Source organism: Streptomyces deserti (assembly GCF_054782695.1).
In genome coordinates, this window is sequence record NZ_BAAGRZ010000001.1 from 590,949 (window position 1) to 613,136 (window position 22,188).

A 22,188-nucleotide genomic window follows, 5' to 3' on the forward strand; every position below is an offset into this window, starting at 1 on the left:
GGCCCTCTGACAGGTAAGGAACAGCGTGGCTTCCGCATCCGATCGAAACCCGATCATCATTGGCGGCCTTCCGAGTCAGGTTCCTGACTTCGATCCCGAAGAGACGCAGGAGTGGCTCGACTCCCTCGACGCCGCCGTCGACGCGCGCGGCCGGGAGCGGGCCCGCTACCTGATGCTGCGGCTGATCGAGCGGGCCCGCGAGAAGCGCGTGGCCGTGCCCGAGATGCGCAGCACGGACTACGTCAACACCATCCCCACCAAGAGTGAGCCGTTCTTCCCGGGCAACGAGGAGATCGAGCGCAAGATCCTCAACGCGACCCGCTGGAACGCCGCCGTGATGGTGTCCAGGGCCCAGCGGCCCGGCATCGGCGTCGGCGGCCACATCGCCACGTTCGCCTCCTCCGCCTCGCTCTACGACGTCGGCTTCAACCACTTCTTCCGCGGCAAGGACGAGGGCGACGGCGGCGACCAGGTCTTCTTCCAGGGGCACGCCTCGCCGGGCATCTACGCCCGCGCGTTCCTGCTGGACCGGCTCAGCGAGCAGCACCTGGACGGCTTCCGCCAGGAGAAGTCGAAGGCGCCGTACGGCCTGTCGTCGTACCCGCACCCGCGCCTCATGCCGGACTTCTGGGAGTTCCCGACGGTGTCGATGGGCCTCGGCCCGATCGGCGCGATCTATCAGGCGCGCATGAACCGTTACATGCACGCACGCGGGATCGCCGACACGTCGAAGTCGCATGTGTGGGCGTTCCTCGGCGACGGCGAGATGGACGAGCCCGAGTCGCTGGGCCAGCTCACGCTCGCCGCCCGGGAGGGCCTGGACAACCTGACCTTCGTGGTCAACTGCAACCTGCAGCGCCTCGACGGCCCGGTGCGCGGCAACGGCAAGATCATCCAGGAGCTGGAGTCGGTCTTCCGGGGCGCCGGCTGGAACGTGATCAAGCTGATCTGGGACCGCACCTGGGACCCGCTGCTCGCGCAGGACCGGGACGGCATCCTGGTCAACAAGATGAACATCACGCCGGACGGTCAGTTCCAGACGTACGCCACCGAGACCGGCGCGTACATCCGCGAGCACTTCTTCGGTGACGACCACCGGCTGCGCGCGATGGTCGAGAACATGACCGACGACCAGATCCTGCACCTGGGCCGCGGCGGTCACGACCACCGCAAGATCTACGCGGCCTACAAGGCGGCCGTCGAGCACAAGGGCCAGCCGACGGTCATCCTGGCCAAGACGATCAAGGGCTGGACCCTGGGCCCGAACTTCGAGGGCCGCAACGCGACGCACCAGATGAAGAAGCTGACGGTCGACGACCTCAAGCACTTCCGTGACCGTCTGCACCTGCCGATCTCCGACAAGGAGCTGGAGTCCGGCCTGCCGCCGTACTACCACCCGGGCCGGGACTCGGAGGAGATCCAGTACATGCACGACCGCCGCAAGTCGCTCGGCGGTTACGTGCCCACGCGCGTCGTACGGTCGAAGCCGCTGAGCCTGCCGGACGACAAGACGTACGCGACCGTGAAGAAGGGCTCGGGCCAGCAGTCCATCGCGACGACCATGGCCTTCGTCCGTCTCCTCAAGGACCTCATGCGTGACAAGGAGATCGGCAGGCGTTTCGTGCTGATCGCGCCGGATGAGTACCGCACGTTCGGCATGGACTCCTTCTTCCCGAGTGCGAAGATCTACAACCCGCTGGGCCAGCAGTACGAGGCGGTCGACCGTGACCTGCTGCTCGCCTACAAGGAGTCGCCGCAGGGTCAGATGCTCCACGACGGCATCTCGGAGGCGGGCTGCACGGCCTCCCTGATCGCGGCGGGCTCGGCCTACGCGACCCACGGCGAGCCGCTCATCCCGGTCTACGTCTTCTACTCGATGTTCGGTTTCCAGCGCACCGGCGACCAGTTCTGGCAGATGGCCGACCAGCTGGCGCGCGGTTTCGTGCTGGGCGCGACCGCGGGCCGTACGACCCTCACCGGTGAGGGCCTCCAGCACGCGGACGGCCACTCGCAGCTGCTCGCCTCCACGAACCCGGCCTGTGTGGCGTACGACCCGGCGTTCGGCTTCGAGATCGCGCACATCGTCAAGGACGGCCTGCGCCGCATGTACGGCAGCTCCGAGGAGTACCCGCACGGTGAGGACGTCTTCTACTACCTGACCGTCTACAACGAGCCGATCCAGCACCCGGCCGAGCCGGAAAACGTGGACGTCGAGGGCATCCTCAAGGGCATCTACCGCTTCAGCGAGGGCACGGCGGGCTCCGTCCCGGCGCAGATCATGGCGTCCGGCGTGGCGCTCCCCTGGGCGATCGAGGCGCAGAAGATCCTCGCCGAGGAGTGGAACGTCAAGGCCGACGTCTGGTCGACGACCTCCTGGAACGAGCTGCGGCGCGACGCCGTGGCCTGCGAGGAGCACAACCTGCTGCATCCCGAGGAGGAGCAGCGGGTGCCGTACGTGACGCGGAAGCTGGCCGGCGCGCAGGGTCCGTTCGTGGCCGTGTCCGACTGGATGCGGTCGGTTCCCGACCAGATCGCGCGCTGGGTGCCCGGCACGTACCAGTCCCTCGGCGCCGACGGCTTCGGCTTCGCCGACACGCGTGGTGCGGCCCGCCGCTTCTTCCACATCGACGCGCAGTCCATCGTGGTGGCGGTGCTGACCGAGCTGGCCCGCGAGGGCAAGGTCGACCGTTCGGTGCTGAAGCAGGCCATCGACCGCTATCAGGTGCTGGACGTGGCGGCGGCCGACCCCGGGGTCGCGGGCGGCGACGCTTAAGCACGAGCTGCCGTCAAGGGGTGGTGTACCTGGGCGTACACCACCCCTTCACGTTTCCTACGATTCGGCCATGAAGCAGCAGTCGGCCCAAGTCCGTTGGGAACAGCACACACAACGGCCGCTCTTCGGCCTGGCCGTGGCCTTCGCCGTCGCCTACGCCGTGCCCATCGTCCGGCCCGACGCGAGCCGGGACGTGGTGGCCGTGTGCACGGCCGTGGAGTGGGTGGTGTGGGGCGCGTTCGCGCTCGACTACGCCATACGGCTCGCCCTCGCGCAGCGGCGCGTGGAGTTCGTACGGACGCACTGGCTCGACCTGGCCGCGGTGCTGCTGCCGCTGCTGCAGCCGATGCGGCTGCTGCGGCTGGTGTCGACGCTGCTGCTGGTCGGGCAGCGGGCGCGGATGGCCTCCCAGATACGGCTGACGACGTACGTCGCCGGGTCGGTGGTCGGGCTGCTGATGTTCGGGTCGCTGGCGGTCCTGTCGGTGGAGCGGGACTCACCGGACGGGAACATCCGGACGCTGGGTGACGCGGTGTGGTGGTCGTTCACCACGATGACGACCGTGGGGTACGGCGACCATGCGCCGACGACGGGGCTGGGGCGGATGCTGGCGGTCGGGCTGATGCTGTCCGGGATCGCGCTACTGGGTGTGGTGACCGCGAACATCGCGGCGTGGTTCATAGCGCGGTTCGAGAAGGACGATGTGGAGGAGCGGCGGCAGACGGAGGCGATACGGGAGTTGACGGAGGAGGTGCGGGCGTTGCGGGACGAGTTGGCAGTGCTGAAGGGGACGTCGACGTCGGCCAAGTAGGTGTGCCGCGGACCAGGTGACCGGCTGCCCGGCGTCGGTGCTGGGGCCGGGAGTTGCGCAACCCGGCGCCACGGGGTGCCGCCCGCGCCCGCCCGCGCCCACCCGTGCCGCCCCGGGCGGCACGCATCCCCACCGCCGGAGGCACGAGGTGGGCCCCCGGCCGAACCGCCGGAGGCCCTTCCCTCACTTGCCCGGGTCAGAACAGCATTCCGTTGCCCGGGGTTGTCGCTCCGGCGAGCCAGATGACTGCCAGGAGCGTGTCAATAGCGCCCAGAACGAGGGCGACCACGGCCGGTACGGGGCGGGAACCCGCCCAGGTGCGGCCCATGGCGAGCCAGCCGCAGACGATCGCCACGGGGCCGAGGATGATCCCCAGCACGAAGAATCCGACGACCGCGCAGATGACTCCGATGATTCCGAGCGTCGCGCGATCCGGCCCGGTCCGTGACCACGTCCGGCCACGTGAGCGGGGGTACCTGCGCGTTCCGTGTCCGAAGCTCGCCATCATCAACTCCTTGAACCCCGCGTCGAGTTCGGGTTCGTTCGGGGTTCGGTGTGGCGAGTACCCCCGATGCGGTCGGCAATCCTGCCGTTTTCAACGGAAGTACGGCACGCGGGTGCGCTGCCTGCGCGCTGCCCCCCTCCGGCAGCGCGCCCGCAGCAACCGTCCCCCGTGCCCTGCGGAGGACTTGACCCACTGTGACCTGCGGCGCGGCCGGAGGGGAGAGATCGACGGTCCTGTTCACCCTGATAGGCGAACGGGACCGGATCCGGGTCAGATGTGACCGACGCCCGCACCGGCCTCCGCGTTCGCCCCGCGCTTGGTGAGGAACGCGACGAGCACGGCCACGGCCGCCACCCCCGCCGCGACGAGCGACGCCAGGCTCATGCCGGAGATGAACGTGTCGTGCGCGACCTCGGTGATCTTCGCGGCGATGGGCTCCGGCGTGCCCTTGGCCACGGGCGCCACGCCGACCTGCACCGCCTCGGCGGCCTGACCCAGCTGCTCCGGAGTGAGCTGCGCAAGCCCCGCGTCCTTCCAGTTGTCGGCGAGGTCGTTGTCCACCTTGGAGGCCATCACGGCGCCCAGTACGGCCGTACCGAGGCTGCCGCCGATCTGCATCGCGGCCTGCTGGAGACCGCCGGCGACACCGGACAGCTCCATGGGGGCGTTGCCGACGATGACCTCGGTGGCGCCGACCATGACGGGCGCGAGGCCGAGGCCCAGCAGGGCGAACCAGACGGACATGATGCCGCTGCCGGTGTCCGTCTCCAGCGTGGACATGCCGTACATGGCGATCGCGGTGACCGCCATGCCGCCTGCCAGCGGGACACGCGGGCCCAGCTTGGTGATCATCGCGCCGGCGAGCGGGGAGCCGACGATCATCATGCCGGTGAGCGGCAGCAGGTGCAGACCGGCGTCGACCGGGCCCATGCCGTGCACGTTCTGCAGGTAGAAGGTGACGAAGAACAGGCCGCCCATGAAGGCGATGGCCATCAGGACCATCAGCACGACACCCGCGGACAGCGAGACCGAGCGGAACAGCCCCAGGGGGATCAGCGGCTCCTTCACCTTCGTCTCCCACCAGGCGAACAGCGCGAAGCCCAGCACGGAGGCGCCGAGGAAGGCCCACGTCCTGCCGTCGCCCCAGCCCCATTCGGACGGCGGGGCCTTGATGATCCCCCAGACGAGGCAGAACATCGCGCCGGACAGCAGGGCGATGCCGAGGACGTCGAAGGAGCGCGGCGCGTTCTCGGCGCGGTGGTCCAGCAGGATCCACACGCCGAGGAGCACGGCGAGGATGCCGACCGGCACGTTGATGAAGAACACCGACTGCCAGTTGACGTGCTCGACGAGGACGCCGCCGAGGATCGGGCCGCCGGCGGTGGAGGCGCCGATGACCATGCCCCAGATGCCGATCGCCATGTTGAGCTTCTCGGCGGGGAAGGTGGCGCGCAGCAGGCCGAGCGCGGCCGGCATGAGCAGCGCGCCGAACAGGCCCTGCAGCACCCGGAAGGTGACGACCAGCGCGATGCTGTCGGACAGGCCGATGGCGCCCGAGGCGGCGGCGAAGCCGACGACGCCTATGAGGAAGGTCTGGCGGTGACCGAAGCGGTCGCCGAGCTTGCCCGCGGTGATCAGGGCGACCGCGAGGGCGAGGAAGTATCCGTTGGTGATCCACTGGACTTGGGCGAAACTGGCGCCGAGGTCTCTCTGGATGGCCGGGTTGGCGATGGCCACGATGGTGCCGTCGAGGGCCACCATCATGACCCCCACTGCGACGGTGATGAGGGTGAGCCAGGGGTGGCCGCGCAGCCCCTTGGCCGGCGTCGCGTCCGGCGAGGCCGGCGGCGCCTTGTCCCCCGGCCCCGTCGTGTCGATGGTGGTCTGACTAGTCATGTGTTCGAGGCTAATGACAGCCACTGACAGTTGACAAACCAATTCACAAGTCGGTAACTGACACGAGACTCCCTATAGCCTGAACTGGGAAAACAGTTCGGAGGAGAGAGAGCCCTTGAAGACGGCGGACAGCGAGCACGGCAGCCCGGGCCTGCGCGAACGCAAGAAACAGCGCACCCGGGACGCGCTGCTGCGGGCCGCCCTCGAACTGTTCACAACACGCGGGTACGAGGCGACGACCGTCGACGACATCGCCGCGGCCGTCGACGTCTCGCAGCGCACGTTCTTCCGGTACTTCGCCAGCAAGGAGGAGGCGGCGTTCTTCGTGCCGCGGCTCGCGGAGTCGCACGTCGTCGCAGCCGTACGGGCCCGCCCGCCCGGCGAGGCCCCGCTGGAGGCGCTGCGCCGCGCCGTGCTGGAGAGCTGGGACACGATCAACGAGGCCGTCGAGCAGATCGTGCCGATCGACCTCCACATGCGCGTCTACCAGGTGATCGAGTCGACGCCCGCGCTGCTCGCCGCGCACCTGCGCCGCTCGGCGGAGCTGGAGGAGCAGCTCGCGCGCATCATCGCCGAGCGGGAGGGGCTGGACGTGGACGCGGATCCGCGCCCGCGGATCGTGGTGGCCCTCTTCGGCGGAGTGATCCGCGTCACGGAACGGATGTGGTCCGCCGGGGACGACTACAGCCTCGGGGCGATGCGCGAACTGATGACCGCCTACCTCGACCACGTGGGTCCCGCCCTGGTGGGGAACTGGCGTGCGGACTGAAACCCGTATCACCTTTGTCGAAACGTGATCCCAGTCACTTGGTTAACGCGAGACCCTCTCGTTCTCCTAGTGTGTCCTTTCAGTGACTTCCTTCGACACCTCCCCGCAACTGAACGTCTGGCGCGCCCTGCTCGCGCTGGCCGTGGTGTTCGTGATGCTGGCGACCACCGGCTGGACCGCCCTGCGGAGCCAGCGGAGTGAGACACCGCTCCAGGCCTCGCTCAGCGCCTGGGAGCACGGCCGCATCGACGGGCACCGGCTGCCGGACCCCCGGTCGGCCCCCACGCGCCTGGCCCGTTTCTTCGCCTCCCTCACCGAGGGACAGCGCGCGAGCCTCGCCCGCCGCTATCCGCTCGCGGTCGGCAACATGAACGGCGCCCCGGTCGAACTGCGCTACCGGGCCAACCGCATCGCCATCGGCCAGGCGCGCGAGGTCGAGCTCGAACGCATGCATGACAGCGGCCTCACTCCGGCCGGGCAGCACGAGGCGGGCCGCCGTATGCACCGCTTCGAGGCGCTGATGGGCTCCGGCCGCCGCATCCTCGCCTTCGACCCGGAGGGTTCGGGCCGGGTCGCCGAGGTGTTCGGTGATCTGCGCCGGGCCGAGCGGGTCTCCGTCGTCGTCCCCGGCGTCGACACCGACCTGCTCACCTTCCAGCGCACCCACCGCAAGTACTCGGCGCCCGCCGGCATGGCCGAGTCGCTGTACGCGGCCGAGCGCGCGGCGAGCCCGGCGACGCGTACGGCCGTGATCGCCTGGGCCGACTACACGGCGCCCAGTGGGCTCGGCATGGACGCGGCCACGGCGATGCGCGCGGAGGTCGGTGCCGTACGGCTGAACGCGATGCTGCGCGGGCTGCCCGGCGTCTCGCCGGTCTCGTTGTTCTGCCACAGCTACGGCTCCGTGGTGTGCGGGCTCGCCGCGCGCACCCTGCCGGGCCGGGTGGCCGACATCGCGGTGGCCGGCAGCCCCGGCATGCGCGTCGAGCAGGTCTCCCAGCTGCGCACCACCGCCCACGTGTGGGCCATGCGGGACGCCGACGACTGGGTTCAGGACGTGCCGTACCTCGAGGTCGGCGGGCTCGGCCACGGCGCCGACCCGGTCTCCGCCGGGTTCGGTGCGCGGGTGCTGTCGGCACGGGGCGCCGAGGGACACAGCGGCTACTTCGTGCCCGGCACGGAGAGCCTGGCGAACTTCGCCGAGATCGGAGTCGGCGCGTACGACGCGGTGGACTGCGCACGCGAAGACGGCGTCTGCCGGACGGGTCTGCCCGGCACGACGACGGCCGGACGCGCGTAGAGACAGCAGGAACTGCGGTGTGCGCGGGGAGGGGACGAAGGAGGGCGTGCCGCATACGATGAGCCGCATGGGTGACGTACTGGCCGGATTTCATGCCGTCTGGGAGTTCGAGTCCGACTCCGTGCTCATCCGTTACGAACGGGGGATTCGAACACCCAAGCTGTTCCAGGCGCTCGGGGAAAGACGTGTTCCGCTGGAGGCGATCGCCCGGGTGACGCTGACGCCCGGGAAGCGTGGCACGGTCGTCCTGCGGGCCGAGCCCCGGCCGGGCGCGGACCCCTTGATGGAGGCGGCGGCCGGGCAGTTGAAGGAGAGCTGCGACCCCTACCGGCTGGTGCTGCCCGCCGAGCGGGAGGTGCTCGCCGAGTACTACGCCGACGAACTGCGCGGGCAGCTGACCGGGTCCGGGCCTGCCGAACGGTTCCTGGTGCGGGCGCCGGAGGGGCCGCAGTCGTTCAAGGCGTACGACGCGAAGGCGTCCTTCGACGGGACGTCGGTGTCGTTCCGGTGGTTCTGGACCGGGGCGTCGTCGGCGAAGTGGAAGGCCGGCGACCAGACGTTCGCGGTCGCCGACCTCAGTGGGGTGGAGTGGCGGTCCCCCGAGGTGTTCGAGGGGCATCTGCGGTTGTTGCGGCGCGATGCGGCCACGCCGCAGCCGGCGCAGGCCGACCAGGATCCGGCGGCGGTGGTGTTCGGGCTGGGGTATGGGCCGGTGCACGAGTCACTGCCGTTCGCTGCGGCGGTGTTGGCGGCGGTGCGGACATGTGGGCCGGTGGCCGCGGTGTCCGCGGCTGCGCCGCGACGGGATCCCGCGGACATCGCCGAGCGCATCCGTCACCTCGGGGAGTTGCACCAGGCCGGGTTGGTGACGGATGAGGAGTTCTCGGTGAAGAAGGCGGAGTTGCTGGCTGAGCTCTAGCGTCTGCCAGGTACCTCCGGTGGTGGGGCGCGGGTTGTGGGTGGGTAGCTCGCGCAGTTCCCCGCGCCCCCGAGCGCGTTGCGGTTCCAGCGCCCGAAAGGTGTCCCCGCTACTCGCGGCCGGCCGAAGCGAACCGCATGTCCGGGTAACGGTCGCCTGCCACCCGGCCCGCGATGGGATCCAGCAGGGTCAGTTCCTCCTCGGTCAGCACGATCCGTGCGGCCTGTACGTTCTCCTCCACCCGGGTCGGCTTGCGCGTGCCCGGGATCGGGACGACCGGGAGGCCGTGGACCGCCGCCCGCTGCTGTACCCAGGCCAGGGCGATCTGGCCGAGGGTCGCGTCGTGGGACTTGGCCACCGTGCGGATCGGCTCCAGCAGTGCCGCGTTGGCGGCGGCGTTCTCGCCGGTGAAGCGGGGCTGCCGGCGGCGGAAGTCATCGGCGGACAGGTCTGTCTCGGCGTTCGTGAAGGAGCCCGTCAGGAAGCCCCGGCCGAGCGGTGAGTACGGAACCAGCGCCACTGCGAGTTCGCGGGCCGCCGGCACCACCTTCGCCTCGATGTCCCGGCTGAACAGCGACCACTCCGACTGCACGGCGGCGATGGGGTGGACGGCCTGGGCCGCGCGGAGTTCGTCGGCGGTGACCTCGCTCAGGCCCAGGTGCTTCACCTTGCCCTCGCGGACCAGTTCGGCCATGGTGCCGACGGTCTCCTCGATCGGCACGTTCACATCACGCCGGTGCATGTAGTAGAGGTCGATCACGTCGACGTCGAGGCGCTTCAGGCTCGCCTCGACGGCCTGGCGGATGTAGGGCGGGTCGTTGCGGATGATCCGCTTCGTCGGGTCGTCCGGGGGGATCGACAGGGCGAACTTGGTCGCGATGACGACCTCGTCGCGGTGCGCCTTGAAGAACGGCGACAGGAACCGCTCGTTCGCCCCGGCGCCGTACGCGTCCGCCGTGTCGTAGAGCGTGACGCCCAGTTCCAGGGCCCGCTCCAGGGTCGCCCGGGACGCGTCCGCGTCCGCGGGGCCGTAGCCGAAGCTCATGCCCATGCAGCCGAGGCCCTGGACGCCCACCTCGGGGCCGTCCGCGCCGAGCTTCACCTTCGTGATCCTGCCGTCCGTCATCGGGACCTCTCCGACGCCAGGGCACGCCCGGCGTCCGCGTAGAAACTGATCTTCCGGTCGAGCACGGCGAGCGTGCCCTGGAGTTCGGCGATCCTCGCCAGTACGTCCTCGCGGGTCGCCTTCAGCAGCTCGAAACGCTCGCCGTAGGTGTGGTCGCCCTCACGCACCATCTCCGCGTACCGCACCATGTCCGCGACCGGCATGCCGGTCAGGCGGAGCTTGCCGACGAGGTCCAGCCAGTCCAGGTCGCGGTTGGTGTAGCGGCGCTGGCCGGTGTGGGAGCGGTCGATGTGCGGCATCAGCCCGATGCGCTCGTACCAGCGCAGGGTGTGGGCCGTCAGGCCGGTGAGGGCGGCGACCTCGCTGATGGTGTACTGGTCCTCGCCGTCCGGCCGGCGGTTCTGCGGCCGGGGGCCGGCGCAGGTGTCGGTACTGGTGCTCGTGGTCTCCATCACCGTCATGACCTCAACGTAGGACCTTGGAGTGCACTCCAAGCAAGCGCCGACGGTAAGAAATCGGCGGGACGCGCCTTGAACCGGCTGGTTGGCGTACGGGCCATGAGTCTTGTACGACGCGCCGTGCCCGGCGACGCCGGGGAAGTGCTGCGGCCGCGGCAGGTGACGCTCGACGCGCTGTCCTCCGTGGGCGGCCCGACTCACTGGCACGCGGAATCGCGACCCACACTGCGGGCCCGACTGGCCGAGCCGGACGGGGATTTCGCGGTGTTCGTGGCCGATCATCCGCGGCGGCCGGGGGCGCTGGCGGCGCAGGCGGCCGGGACGGTGGACCACCGGATCGGGCGGGCCGGCCATCCGCACGGGCGCGTGGGGTGCGTCTTCAGTGTCGCGACGGACCCGGACGCCCGCAGGCGCGGGTACACGCGCGTGCATGGAGGCCCTGCTGGAGTGGTTCCGGGAGCGGGACGCCGGGCACGTGCTCCTCACGGCGTCCGAGGAGGCCGAGCCGCTGTACGCGTCGCTGGGGTTCACCCGGGACCGGGACCCCTCGATGCGGCCGCACCTGTGAGCGGCTTAGGCTCACAGCATGTCCTTGAAGAGCCTTGCGTTGATCGAGAACTGGCCGGTTCCCACCGCCGCGGCGGGCGTCGTGCGCGCGGACGGCACCGTCCTGGGCACCCACGGACCGGTCGGGCAGCGCTTCCCACTGGCCTCGGTCACCAAGCCGCTCGCGGCGTACGCGGTGCTCGTCGCGTACGAGGAGGGAGCGGTCGAGCTGGACGAGCCGGCCGGGCCGCAGGGGGCGACCGTACGGCACCTGCTCGCGCACACCTCGGGGCTCGCGTTCGACGAGCACAAGGTGACGGCCGCGCCCGGTGAGCGGCGGCTGTACTCGAACGCCGGGTTCGAGCAGCTGGGCGACCACCTCGCGAAGGCGACCGACATTCCCTTCGCGGAGTACCTGCGGCAGGCGGTGCTGGAACCGCTGGGGATGACGCGGACGGCCCTGGAGGGCTCCCCGGCCAAGGACGGGGTGTCCACGGTCGAGGATCTGCTGCGGTTCGCGGCCGAGGTGCAGGCGCCGCGGCTGCTGGATCCCCGGACGGTGGCCGAGGCGACGACCGTGCAGTACCCGGGCACGAAGGGCGTGCTGCCCGGATACGGGCACCAGAACCCGAACGACTGGGGGCTCGGTTTCGAGATCCGCGACGCCAAGTCGCCGCACTGGACGGGGGCCTCGTCCTCGCCGCGCACCTTCGGGCATTTCGGGCAGTCGGGTACGTTCCTGTGGATCGACCCGGACGCGGGGGTGGCGTGCGTCGCCCTGACGGACCGGGCGTTCGGGCCGTGGGCGATCGAGGCGTGGCCGGCGTTCACGGACGCCGTGCTCGCGGAGGCCTGACCGTTCCCGCCTCCGGCGCGCGCTCCGCTCGCTAGAGTGAACTCCCTTGTTCTCACGGCCACTTGTCTCAGCAGGAAGGACGAGGTAAGCCCGTTGCGGGGAGCGCGTCACACAGAGCCCACGGTTGTCGTCCTGACGGCACTGCCCGTGGAGTTCCAGGCCGTACGCCACCATCTGACGCACGTCGAGGTGGCGGAACACCCGCAGGGCACCCTCTTCGACGTCGGCCGTGTGCCGGGCCTGCCGTGGCGTGTGGCGCTCGCCGAGATCGGTGAGGGCAACAGCGGCGCCGCCGTGCACACCGAGCGGGCGATGGCCTTCTTCCGGCCTGCGGCGGTGTTCTTCGTCGGGGTGGCCGGGTCCCTGCGCGACGACGTGGAGCTGGGGGACGTGGTGGTGCCCAGCAAGATCTATCTGCACCACGGCGGCAAGGAGGAGGACGACGGGTTTCGTGCCCGGCCGAGCACCTGGTTTCCGCTGCCCGGTCTGGAACAGCGGGTCCGCCGGGCGCTGCGCGACCCCTGGGGGCGGCTCCCCGGCCCGGGCGGCTCCGCGCCTGCCCGCGTGCACTTCAAACCGCTGGTCGCGGGCGACGTCGTCCTGAACTCCCGGACGTCCCGCCTGGCCGACCTGATCGACCGCGTCTACAACGACGCGGTGGCCATCGACATGGAGAGCGCCGGGGCGGCGCAGGCCGCGCACCTGAACGAGAGCCCGGCGCTGACCGTACGCGGCATCAGCGACTTCGCGGACGGCCGCAAGCGGGTCATGGACCAGCAGGGCTGGCAGTCGGTGGCCGCCCGCAACGCGGCCGCCGTCGCCGTACGCATCCTGCAGGAACTGCCCGTACCCCGTCCCCGGCCGGATCTTCCGGATCCCCCGGATCCCCCGCGTGCTCCGCTGGTCGTGCTGGCGCCCCGCCCCGCCGGACAGGCCCTCGACTCCTCGTCCTGGCGCGGCGGAGCCACCGTCAGCGTGGACGGGGAGCGCTGCCTGCTGCACGACGGCCCGGGAGACCTGCTGGCCGAGGCCGTGACGCCCGGCCACGGCGTCGTCCGGCGTCAGGCACTGGCCCGTGTCCTGCCCGGCCCGGCCCCGGAGACCGCACGCACCTCCCGCCATGTGTGGCTGCGGCAGGTCGTCGCCAGCCAGCCCGGTCCGGCGGCGGAGGCGGCCCTGTCGGCGCTGTCGGACGAGCGGGACCTGCTGCACAAGCACCGCCGCCACTGGCCCGACGTCCTGCCCGTCACCCATCACGTGCGGCGCGGCGACACCGCGGTCCTCGCCCTGGCCTGGCCGCTGTCCCGGCGCTCCGGCACGCCCTGCGAGACCCTCGCGGCCGTCCTCCCCGAGGGGACCGGGCCGCTCGACACCTGGCGCCTGCACCGGGTGCTGCACGGCCTGGCCCGGCTGTGCCGTACGGTGACCGCCCTGCACGCCCAGGGCCTGTCCCACCGGGCGCTGCAGCCGACCGCCCTGATCCTGCGCGACGACGGGCACCTGTTCCTGCGCGATCTGGGACTGGCGGCGACCGGCCCCGAGCCCGGGGAGGCGCCCGGCCCGTACCAGGCGCCCGAGCAGCGGCGGGGCTCCCGTGGCCGTCCTGCGGATCACGCCCACGGCGCCACGGATGTCTACCGGCTGGGCGCGCTCGTCCACCATCTGCTCACCGGTACCCCGCCGGTTCCCGGTATGCCGACGGCGTTCGGCGCGGTGGGCCCGGCCCTTCCGTCCCCTGTCACCGCGGTGCTCGGTGCCGCGCTCGAGCCCGCACCGGGGCACCGTCCGGGTCCGCGGGAGCTGGCTGCGGCGTTGCGTGGCCTGAGCGACCACTTCAGGGCCGGGTCCGTGTGACGTCACAGCCGACTCCAGGTGAGAGGAGCAGTGAGCGGCCTCGTGTCCTTCGCCACCCTTGATCTGCCGCACCCCGTGGTGCTCGTTCCCGGCCAGTCCCTGGACAAGCAGCTGCGCGACAAGGCCCGGCTCCACCGGGCGCTGCCCGCCCAGGACGTCGGGCAGATCGCCCGGGACCTGACCGCGCTGGCCGGTGGGGTGCCCGCGCGGATCGACGAGGGCGGCGGCGGACGGGACCCGAGCCTGCTGCTGCACACGTCCGCGTACCGGCTGCGGCTGTACCCGACGGACGACAGAAGGGGCTACTTCCTGGGCGCCATCGATCCGCTGCGGCTGCGCGACCATCACGAACTGGCCAGGTCCTGCCTGCTGGTCCGGCCGCCCGGGTGGCAGCTGGTCTTCACCTTCCGCGAGATACCGCAGGGCTCCGACGCGGGCTGGGAGCAATTGCACCGGGCCTGGCAGCGCCTCGGCACCACGCGTGCCGGGCACCACGAGACGGCGGCGGCGCCGAGCCCGGCGCAGTCCGCGTTCCTCGACCGGGTCGGGCAACTCGTCGACGCCACCCAGCGGATCACCACCCGGGAGGAGCGGCGCGACGGCCCGTACCCGTACGCCAAGGTCGCGGCCACCGGCGGGCAGCGCTACAGCCGCCGTCCGCTGTACGAGTTCGGGCTCGCCGTCCCCGAGGGGCCGGCGGAGGGCACCTTCGTCCAGGTGGGCGGCGAGATCGAGATGCGCGGTCAGGTCACGCGGGTGGACGGCGGCCTGGTCACCGTCCGCTTCGACCAGTCCGTGTCCTGGGGACGCATTCCGCCCCAGGGCGAACTCGTCGTGACGCCGAGTTCGGTCGTCTTCGACAAGCAGCGGGAGGCTGTGCGGCTGCTCAGGGACGGGCAGAGCCGCAATCCCCGGCTCCTGCCCGCCCTGGCGGAACAGCAGGTGCGGGGCCTGCGGCCGCCTTCGGTGGCACCGGTCGAGCCGCTGGACCCCGATCAGCTGACCGCGTTCCGCAAGGCTCTCGCCACGGACGACGTCCTGATCGTCCTGGGGCCGCCCGGCACCGGCAAGACCCGCACCATCACCCAGATCGCGCACGCCTGCGCGACCGGCCGGGCCGGCAGCCGGGCGGAGGACGACGCGCGGGGCCGGGTGCTGGTGACCTCGCACACCAACCGCGCGGTCGACAACATCCTGGACAAGCTGCCGCGCGACCTGGTCGTGGTCCGCGTGGGCAACGAGGGCAAGGTCCACGAGGACGGCCTCCCCTACCTGCTGGACCGTCAGATCAGCGAGCTGGCGGAGGAGATCGACCATGTCATGGCCCTGCGCACGGAGCTGTACGCACACGTGGACACCGCCACGGCCTGGGCCGGCGAACTGTCCAGGGAGCTGGACCGGCTCGACGAACTGACGGCCCAGGAGGCCGCCGCGACCGCCGAGCTGGAGAAGGCCCGCCGCGCGGCCGGCGGCCCGGTGCGCGAGCGCCTGGACGCGCTGACCGCCCGGCAGGCGGCCGACCAGGATGTACGGGATCAGGTCGGGCGGGAGGTGGTACGCGCGGCGCTCAAGCACCGGCGGGCGCAGGAGCGGTCGGGAACTCCGGCGGCCGGCTGGTTCTTCCGCGCCCTGGCGAAACGCCACCGAGACCGGCTCGATGCGCTGGAGTCCCGGGAGGAGGAACTGCGCGCCGCGCTCGCGGCCACCGGCACCGCGATCGCCCAGGCGCGGCAGGAGCTGGAGCGGGTCACGCGTGAGGCGCCCGCCGTACGCCGCGCCGCACAGCTCCGGCAGCGGGCGGCCGACGCACGGACGGACGGCCTGGCCCGGGCGTACACGGCCGCCGAACGGGCCGCCGGCGCCGCCGCCCGCCTGGACTCCCCGCCGCCGCTGAACCGGCCCGCCGAGGGCGCGGACGCCGAACTGCGGGCGCTGCACCGCTGGCTGGATGAGCGGCTTCCGCTGCTCGCCGCCCGGCGGGCGCTGACGGCCGAGTGGCGGGCCGCGGTCGCCGCCGAGTCGGAGCAGCTCGTCCCGGAGTTCATCCGCTACGCCCACGTCGTGGGCGCGACCTGCATCGGCACGGCGTCCCGGCCGGAGCTCTCCGGTATCGACTTCGACCTGGCGATCGTCGACGAGGCGGGGCAGATCGGCGTGGCGGACGCCCTCGTCCCCCTCGTACGGGCGCGGCGCGGGGTGCTCGTCGGCGACCACCAGCAGCTGCCGCCGTTCCTCGACACCGAGGTGGAGAACTGGGGCAGGGACATCGCCTCCCCCGAACTGCGTGAGCTGATGACGAAGAGCGCCCTGGAGCTGCTGGTCGACGGGCTGCCGTCCTCGCACGTCGTCCAGCTGACCGTGCAGCGCCGCATGCCCGTCGAGATCGCCGGCTTCGTCTCGTCGGCCTTCTACGGCAACGTGCTGCGCACCGACAAGGAGCACACCCACCACGACCCGCTGTTCGACAGCCCGATCGCCTTCGTGGACACCGGGGCGCTGCCGGCCCGGCAACGGCAGGAGTCGGCGGACCGGCGCGCCCAGGAGTCCTACGGCCGCAGCGGCGTCCTCAACCGCTGCGAGGCGCGGCTGCTCGCCCGGCTCGCGGCCTTCTACCACCGGCGCGGCGGCGACTGGACCGTCATCGTGCCCTACCGGGCGCAGGTCGCCACGGTCATCGCCGAGCTGTCCCCGCTGATCGGGGACGGCAGGCTCGCCGCCGCCTCGGTCGGCACGGTCGACTCCTTCCAGGGCGGCGAGCGGGAGGTGATCCTCTACGGCTTCACCCGCAGCAACGCCCAGGGGCACATCGGCTTCCTGAAGGAACTGCGCCGCGCCAACGTCGCCTTCACCCGTGCCCAACGGCAACTCGTCCTCGTCGGCGACCTCGGCACCCTGCTGCGCGCCGAGGACCCGGACTTCCGCGCCCTCGCCCAGGACCTCCACGAGCACCTCAGAAGCCGCGGCGACATCAGGGCGTACCGCGACGTCATGGCCCGGCTGGGCAAGCCCGGGCCGGAAGGGACGGAGCATGAGTGACGACCGGCGGCTGATGCCGTTCCCGCCGGAACGCGTCCTGGAGGACGCCGCCGTCGAGCGGGGCCTGAGCCCGACCCGGCTGCACGCCCTGCTGCTGCCGGTGTGGCGGGTGGAGATCCGGGCCACGGTCACCGAGGGCGAGGACTTCTCTCTCATCGACCGCTTCCTGGAACGCGGCCTGGCGTACTGCGGTCTGGACACCGTCGCCGAACTGGCCCGGTTCTTCGCCCTGGAGGAACCGCTGGTCGCGCAGGCGGTGCGCTTCCTGACCAGGACCGGCCACATCGAGGAACGCGCCGGGCGGCTCGCCCTCACCCCGCTCGGCCTGCGCTCCGTGCAGGACGACCGGCGCTACCGGGTGACCCACGAGGACCGCCGCAAGCTCTGCTTCGAGGCACTGGCCTGCACCGCGCTGCCCCGGACCCACTACGACGACCGCACGGTCACCCTGCTGTCGGACGACACCCTGAGCAGGGTCCTGAACGGCAGGCAGTACCCGCGGTTCACGATGGTGCACCCCATGTCCGGCTTCGACCGCCAGGCGCTGACCCGGCTCACCCGGCACGTCGGCCACCAGGAGCGCGACCGGCTCAACCTGCCGGCCGCCCTGGACGACGTGGAGAGCCTGGGCGAGGAGCTGGTGTTCCTGCCGGTCCAGGTGGTCCGCGGGCTGCGCGAGGACGGGCGGCCGGGGTTGCTCGTCTACAGCCAGGTCGGCGATGCCGAGCCCGATCCGGCCCTCACGGCCGTGTGTGAGCGGGCCGTGCACGTGCTGAACGTGATCGAGGCCGAGGAGCGGGAGGCGGAGCACCGCGAGGCGAGTCGCCGGGCCGCCGAGGAGTGGCTGAACCAGCGGGGGCTGGGCGCCCATCTGGCGCGGCGCCGCCCGGACGGCACGTACTCGGTGGAGCTGCCGAAGTCCGCGTTCGGCCCGGACGGCATCGCGTTGACCCGGGTCGGCTCCTACGCCCTGCGCGGCTCCAGCTTCTTCCACCTGTGGTGCCAGGACGAGAACGTGCGCAAGCGTGCGCTGCTGGAACGCCTGGACCTGCGGCTGGGCACCGGGCGGCGCGTGGAGCGCGTGGAGGCCGAGTCGTACGTCGACCGGCTCGCGCGGCAACTGCGGCTGGACGTACCCGACCTGGGGCGGCTGCGGCAGGGAGCGGAACGTGCGGGCCACCGGGCCCTGGCGGCCCAGCTGGCCCGCCTGGTCCGGCCCCGGGAGGAACCCGTGTGAGGCCGTGTCAGCCGGACATCTCCCACAGCAGCAGCTCGGCCCGGGTCACCGCCACCGCCTCCAGATCCTCGGCGTCCGTGATGCGGGCCGCGTCGCCCGCGCCCAGTTCCTCGCCGTCCAGGCGCACCTCACCTCGTACGACGTGCAGGTACAGGTACGCCCCGTCCGGCACCGCCGTGCGTTCCCCCGCGGTCAGCCGCCGTACGTGCAGCAGCGCGCCCGCCTCCGGGACGGCGTAGGGCGTGGAGTCCGCGATGCCGTGGACGACCTCGTAGAACGGGTCGCCGCCGGGGTCGCGGGGCGCCAGCCACATCTGGAGGAACGTCAGCGGTGTCCGGCCGTCGTTGCGTTCGACGTGCCGGACGCCGGACGCCGAGCTGAGGCGCTGCAGATCGCCGGGGCGGACCACCGTCTCGTGGCCCGTGGAGTCCCGGTGGGTCAGTTCGCCCTCGACGACCCAGGTCACGATCTCGGTGTGGCTGTGCGGGTGCTCGTCGAAGCCGGCGCCGGGGGCGAGGTGCTCCTCGTTGCAGGCGATCACCGCGCCGAAGCGGAGGTTGCCGGGGTCGTAGTGGGGGCCGAAGGAGAAGGCGTGCCAGGTGTTGATTCCGGCCGCCGGATCGCCGCCCCGGTAGCGCTCGTGCGCGCGCCGTACGTCCATCACGGGCACCACCGTAGACCCGCCACGGGCCGTCGGAAGGTCTCACAGCGACCCGGCGGCGCACCCTCCCGTCCGGATAAGGCAGTCTTGTCCCGTGCCCGAACCCGAAACCAGCAAGAACGAAGCCGCGGCCCACGACGTCCACCCGCATCCCGCGACGCTGAAGCGGCTGGAGAAGTCGTCCGGTTCTCTCGCCGCGCAGGCCATCGCGCGGATGGACGAGACGCTGCCCTGGTACCGGGCGATGCCTCCGGAGAACCGTTCCTGGATCGGGCTGGTCGCGCAGGCCGGTATCGCCGCGTTCACCGAGTGGTTCCGGCACCCGGACGCCCCGCAGGCCATCTCCACCGACGTCTTCGGGACCGCGCCGCGCGAACTGACCCGGGCCATCACGCTGCGGCAGACCGTGGAGATGGTGCGCACCACCATCGAGGTCATGGAGTCGGCCATCGACGAGGTGGCGGCGCCCGGCGACGAGTCCGTGCTGCGCGAGGCGCTGCTCGTGTACGCGCGGGAGATCGCGTTCGCCACCGCCCAGGTGTACGCGCAGGCCGCCGAGGCACGCGGTGCCTGGGACGCGCGGCTGGAGTCCCTGGTCGTGAACGCCGTGCTCAGCGGCGAGGCCGACGAGGGGGCGGTCAGCAGGGCCGCCGCCCTCGGGTGGAACTCGCCCGAGCACGTGTGCGTGGTGCTCGGGACCGCGCCCGACGGTGACTCCGAGCTGACCGTGGACGCGATACGGCGGGCCGCCCGGCACGCCAAGCTCCAGGTCCTGACCGGGGTGCTCGGGGCCCGGCTCGTCGTCATCGCGGGCGGCAGCGACAATCCGCTGGCCGTGGCGAAGTCGCTCATCGGGCCGTTCGCGGCGGGGCCGGTCGTGGCGGGCCCGGTGGTGCCGGACCTGCTGGCCGCGACCCGGTCCGCGCAGGCCGCCGCGGCAGGGCTGAAGGCGTGTTCTGCCTGGCAGGACGCCCCGCGGCCGGTGCTGGCGGACGACCTGCTCCCGGAGCGCGCGATCGCCGGGGACCCCTCGGCCCGTGAGCAGTTGGTGGAGGAGATCTACAGACCACTGGAGGAGGCCGGCGCCGCGCTGCTGGAGACGCTCAGCGTCTATCTGGAACAGGCCAGCAGTCTGGAAGGAGCCGCCCGGATGCTGTTCGTCCATCCCAACACCGTGCGCTACCGGCTTCGACGTGTGACTGACGTCACCGGATGGTCGCCCTCAGATGTACGCTCGGCGTTCACGCTGCGAATCGCCCTGATCCTGGGGCGTCTGGCCGACGGAGATCTCCAGCCCTAAGGTTTTGTCGGGGCTCCACAAAACCCCTTCCTGTTCTTCGTCCTTGTCCCCACGGGCGGCCGTGGCCGTCCCCAAGAGAGAGTGTGAGAGTGCTCGTACTCGTCGCTCCCGGCCAGGGCGCTCAGACGCCCGGTTTCCTGACTGAATGGCTCGAACTGCCCGGTGCCGCCGACCGCGTCGCCGCCTGGTCCGACGCCATCGGACTCGACCTCGTCCACTACGGCACGCAGGCCGACGCGGACGCGATCCGCGACACCGCCGTGGCCCAGCCGCTGCTCGTCGCGGCCGGGCTCCTGACCGCCTCGGCACTCGGTACTGACTCATCTGCCGCTGACGCGGCGGGCCAGGGCATCGCGCCGGGTGCGGTCGCCGGTCACAGCGTCGGCGAGATCACCGCCGCCGCCTTCGCGGGCGTCCTCGACGACACCGCCGCGCTGACCCTCGTCCGCAAGCGGGGCCTGGCGATGGCCGAGGCGGCCGCGATCACCGAGACCGGTATGGCGGCGCTGCTCGGCGGCGACCCCGAGGTGACCCTCCCGCACCTGGAGAAGCTGGGCCTGACCCCGGCGAACATCAACGGCGCGGGCCAGATCGTGGCGGCCGGCACCAAGGAGCAGATCACCGCGCTGGAGGCGGACAAGCCCGAGGGCGTGCGCAAGGTCGTCAAGCTCCAGGTCGCCGGCGCGTTCCACACGCACCACATGGCCCCCGCCGTCGACGCGCTGGCGAAGGCCGCCGAGGCCCTGGCGCCCGCCGACCCGAAGGTCACCTACGTCTCCAACAAGGACGGCAAGGCCGTCGCCACCGGCACCGAGGTGCTCGAGCGCCTGGTCGGACAGGTCGCCAGCCCGGTCCGCTGGGACCTGTGCATGGAGACCTTCAAGGAGCTCGGCGTCACCGCACTGCTGGAGGTCTGCCCGGGCGGCACCCTCACCGGGCTCGCCAAGCGCGCCCTGCCCGGCGTCAAGACGCTGGCCCTGAAGACCCCCGCCGACCTCGACGCGGCTCGCGAGCTCATCGCCGAGGCCGCAACACCTGCCGCTGACGCGGCGGGCGCCTGACAAGGAGCCGACCGCATGGCGAAGATCAAGCCCGGCAAGGGCGCCCCGTACGCGCGCATCCTCGGTGTGGGCGGCTACCGCCCCACCCGGATCGTGCCGAACGAGGTGATCCTGGAGAAGATCGACTCGTCCGACGAGTGGATCCGCTCACGCTCCGGCATCGAGACCCGGCACTGGGCCTCCGACGAGGAGACCGTCGCCGCGATGTCCCTGGAGGCCTCCGGCAAGGCCATCGCGGACGCGGGCATCTCCGCCGAGCAGATCGGTGCCGTGATCGTCTCGACCGTCTCACACTTCAAGCAGACCCCGGCCGTCGCCACGGAGATCGCCGACAAGCTCGGCACCGACCGGGCCGCCGCCTTCGACATCTCGGCGGGCTGCGCGGGCTTCGGCTACGGCCTGACCCTCGCCAAGGGCATGGTCGTCGAGGGTTCGGCCCAGTACGTGCTCGTCATCGGCGTGGAGCGGCTCTCCGACCTGACCGACCTGGAGGACCGGGCGACGGCCTTCCTGTTCGGCGACGGCGCGGGCGCGGTCGTGGTCGGACCGTCCCAGGAGCCCGCGATCGGCCCGACGGTCTGGGGCTCGGAGGGCGACAAGTCCGACACCATCAAGCAGACCGTGCCGTGGACGGACTACCGCGACGGAACGGTCGAGAAGTTCCCTGCGATCACGCAGGAGGGCCAGGCGGTGTTCCGCTGGGCCGTGTTCGAGATGGCGAAGGTCGCCCAGCAGGCGCTGGACGCGGCCGGAATCACCTCGGACGACCTGGACGTCTTCATCCCGCACCAGGCCAACGTGCGGATCATCGACTCGATGGTGAAGACCCTGAAACTGCCGGAGCACGTCACGGTCGCGCGTGACATCCGCACCACCGGCAACACCTCGGCCGCCTCGATCCCGCTCGCGATGGAGCGGCTCCTGGCGACCGGCGAGGCGAAGAGCGGCGACACCGCGCTCGTCATCGGCTTCGGGGCGGGTCTCGTCTACGCCGCGACTGTCGTTACCCTCCCCTAGGCACTCCGTGCCGGATCACGCGGTCCGGCACAGGAGGACCGCAACCACCTGCCGCTGCCGCGG

The 22,188-nt window shown here is 71.6% G+C and carries 17 protein-coding genes and 1 pseudogene; 13 read left to right on the forward strand and 5 right to left on the reverse strand.

What is annotated here, in order from left to right; genetic code table 11:
* Positions 1–25: 25 nt before the first annotated feature.
* Positions 26–2,773, forward strand: a complete 2,748-nt coding sequence (gene aceE, locus ACYVMZ_RS02680) for a pyruvate dehydrogenase (acetyl-transferring), homodimeric type (RefSeq protein ID WP_461074977.1) — start codon at positions 26–28, stop codon at positions 2,771–2,773.
* A 70-nt stretch (positions 2,774–2,843) separates the two neighbouring features.
* Positions 2,844–3,584: a potassium channel family protein gene (locus ACYVMZ_RS02685; RefSeq protein ID WP_461074979.1), complete on the forward strand. Its 741-nt coding sequence runs from the start codon at positions 2,844–2,846 to the stop codon at positions 3,582–3,584.
* A 196-nt stretch (positions 3,585–3,780) separates the two neighbouring features.
* Here ACYVMZ_RS02685 and ACYVMZ_RS02690 read toward each other — a convergent pair whose 3' ends face one another.
* Positions 3,781–4,092, reverse strand: a complete 312-nt coding sequence (locus ACYVMZ_RS02690) for a small hydrophobic protein (RefSeq protein WP_461074981.1) — start codon at positions 4,090–4,092, stop codon at positions 3,781–3,783.
* 267 nt (positions 4,093–4,359) lie between these two features.
* Positions 4,360–5,985: an MFS transporter gene (locus tag ACYVMZ_RS02695; protein WP_461074983.1), complete on the reverse strand. Its 1,626-nt coding sequence runs from the start codon at positions 5,983–5,985 to the stop codon at positions 4,360–4,362.
* A gap of 115 nt (positions 5,986–6,100) precedes the next feature.
* Here ACYVMZ_RS02695 and ACYVMZ_RS02700 point away from each other — a divergent pair, with 115 nt between their 5' ends.
* From ACYVMZ_RS02700 to ACYVMZ_RS02710, 3 genes are all read left to right on the forward strand, one after another.
* The gene (locus ACYVMZ_RS02700) at positions 6,101–6,754 is read left to right on the forward strand and encodes a TetR family transcriptional regulator (RefSeq protein ID WP_461074985.1); all 654 of its coding nucleotides are present in this window, start codon (positions 6,101–6,103) and stop codon (positions 6,752–6,754) included.
* A gap of 82 nt (positions 6,755–6,836) precedes the next feature.
* Positions 6,837–8,054, forward strand: a complete 1,218-nt coding sequence (locus ACYVMZ_RS02705) for an alpha/beta hydrolase (RefSeq protein ID WP_461074987.1) — start codon at positions 6,837–6,839, stop codon at positions 8,052–8,054.
* 67 nt (positions 8,055–8,121) lie between these two features.
* On the forward strand, positions 8,122–8,973 hold the full coding sequence (locus tag ACYVMZ_RS02710; RefSeq protein ID WP_461074989.1) for a DUF4429 domain-containing protein: 852 nt from the start codon (positions 8,122–8,124) through the stop codon (positions 8,971–8,973).
* A gap of 109 nt (positions 8,974–9,082) precedes the next feature.
* Here ACYVMZ_RS02710 and ACYVMZ_RS02715 read toward each other — a convergent pair whose 3' ends face one another.
* Together ACYVMZ_RS02715 and ACYVMZ_RS02720 are read right to left on the reverse strand one after the other, a co-directional pair.
* A complete protein-coding gene (locus ACYVMZ_RS02715; RefSeq protein ID WP_461074991.1) occupies positions 9,083–10,099 on the reverse strand; it encodes an aldo/keto reductase in 1,017 nt (338 codons plus the stop codon).
* The gene (locus ACYVMZ_RS02720) at positions 10,096–10,560 is read right to left on the reverse strand and encodes a MerR family transcriptional regulator (protein ID WP_461074993.1); all 465 of its coding nucleotides are present in this window, start codon (positions 10,558–10,560) and stop codon (positions 10,096–10,098) included. Before ACYVMZ_RS02720 ends, ACYVMZ_RS02715 begins: the two co-directional genes overlap by 4 nt.
* 96 nt (positions 10,561–10,656) lie before the next feature.
* Here ACYVMZ_RS02720 and ACYVMZ_RS02725 point away from each other — a divergent pair.
* The 5 genes and pseudogenes from ACYVMZ_RS02725 to ACYVMZ_RS02745 all read left to right on the forward strand — a co-directional run bounded on the left by ACYVMZ_RS02725 (position 10,657) and on the right by ACYVMZ_RS02745 (position 18,086).
* Positions 10,657–11,125 (forward strand): annotated as a pseudogene (locus ACYVMZ_RS02725) (GNAT family N-acetyltransferase).
* Between the two features lie 18 nt (positions 11,126–11,143).
* Positions 11,144–11,959 (forward strand): serine hydrolase domain-containing protein, encoded by an 816-nt coding sequence (locus tag ACYVMZ_RS02730; protein WP_461074995.1) that lies wholly within the window; start codon positions 11,144–11,146, stop codon positions 11,957–11,959.
* 93 nt (positions 11,960–12,052) lie between these two features.
* Complete coding sequence (locus ACYVMZ_RS02735; RefSeq protein ID WP_461074997.1) at positions 12,053–13,813, forward strand: phosphorylase family protein; 1,761 nt, start codon at positions 12,053–12,055, stop codon at positions 13,811–13,813.
* Between the two features lie 30 nt (positions 13,814–13,843).
* Positions 13,844–16,849, forward strand: a complete 3,006-nt coding sequence (locus tag ACYVMZ_RS02740) for a DEAD/DEAH box helicase (protein ID WP_461074999.1) — start codon at positions 13,844–13,846, stop codon at positions 16,847–16,849.
* Positions 16,842–18,086, forward strand: a complete 1,245-nt coding sequence (locus ACYVMZ_RS02745) for a hypothetical protein (RefSeq protein ID WP_461075001.1) — start codon at positions 16,842–16,844, stop codon at positions 18,084–18,086. Before ACYVMZ_RS02740 ends, ACYVMZ_RS02745 begins: the two co-directional genes overlap by 8 nt.
* Positions 18,087–18,093: 7 nt before the next feature.
* On the opposite strand, the gene ACYVMZ_RS02750 is transcribed toward ACYVMZ_RS02745, so the two are convergent.
* Positions 18,094–18,747, reverse strand: a complete 654-nt coding sequence (locus ACYVMZ_RS02750; protein ID WP_461076305.1) for a pirin family protein — start codon at positions 18,745–18,747, stop codon at positions 18,094–18,096.
* A 94-nt stretch (positions 18,748–18,841) separates the two neighbouring features.
* On the opposite strand from ACYVMZ_RS02750, the gene fasR reads away from it, so the two are divergent.
* From fasR to ACYVMZ_RS02765, 3 genes are all read left to right on the forward strand, one after another.
* Positions 18,842–20,047 carry a fatty acid biosynthesis transcriptional regulator FasR gene (fasR, locus tag ACYVMZ_RS02755; protein WP_461075003.1) on the forward strand — a complete coding sequence of 402 codons (1,206 nt, stop codon included), beginning with the start codon at positions 18,842–18,844 and terminating at the stop codon, positions 20,045–20,047.
* Between the two features lie 89 nt (positions 20,048–20,136).
* Positions 20,137–21,108: an ACP S-malonyltransferase gene (locus tag ACYVMZ_RS02760; RefSeq protein WP_461076307.1), complete on the forward strand. Its 972-nt coding sequence runs from the start codon at positions 20,137–20,139 to the stop codon at positions 21,106–21,108.
* A gap of 15 nt (positions 21,109–21,123) precedes the next feature.
* Positions 21,124–22,125 carry a beta-ketoacyl-ACP synthase 3 gene (locus ACYVMZ_RS02765; protein ID WP_461075005.1) on the forward strand — a complete coding sequence of 334 codons (1,002 nt, stop codon included), beginning with the start codon at positions 21,124–21,126 and terminating at the stop codon, positions 22,123–22,125.
* Positions 22,126–22,188: the final 63 nt, after the last annotated feature.

Bases quoted from the DNA above. Each gene is read 5' to 3' on its own strand.
- ACYVMZ_RS02685 (WP_461074979.1), top strand. From the start codon at position 2,844: ATGAAGCAGCAGTCGGCCCAAGTCCGTTGGGAACAGCACACACAACGG.
- ACYVMZ_RS02690 (WP_461074981.1), bottom strand. From the start codon at position 4,092: ATGATGGCGAGCTTCGGACACGGAACGCGCAGGTACCCCCGCTCACGT.
- ACYVMZ_RS02695 (WP_461074983.1), bottom strand. From the start codon at position 5,985: ATGACTAGTCAGACCACCATCGACACGACGGGGCCGGGGGACAAGGCG.
- ACYVMZ_RS02710 (WP_461074989.1), top strand. From the start codon at position 8,122: ATGGGTGACGTACTGGCCGGATTTCATGCCGTCTGGGAGTTCGAGTCC.
- ACYVMZ_RS02715 (WP_461074991.1), bottom strand. From the start codon at position 10,099: ATGACGGACGGCAGGATCACGAAGGTGAAGCTCGGCGCGGACGGCCCC.
- ACYVMZ_RS02720 (WP_461074993.1), bottom strand. From the start codon at position 10,560: ATGACGGTGATGGAGACCACGAGCACCAGTACCGACACCTGCGCCGGC.
- ACYVMZ_RS02730 (WP_461074995.1), top strand. From the start codon at position 11,144: ATGTCCTTGAAGAGCCTTGCGTTGATCGAGAACTGGCCGGTTCCCACC.
- ACYVMZ_RS02745 (WP_461075001.1), top strand. From the start codon at position 16,842: ATGAGTGACGACCGGCGGCTGATGCCGTTCCCGCCGGAACGCGTCCTG.
- ACYVMZ_RS02750 (WP_461076305.1), bottom strand. From the start codon at position 18,747: ATGGACGTACGGCGCGCGCACGAGCGCTACCGGGGCGGCGATCCGGCG.
- ACYVMZ_RS02765 (WP_461075005.1), top strand. From the start codon at position 21,124: ATGGCGAAGATCAAGCCCGGCAAGGGCGCCCCGTACGCGCGCATCCTC.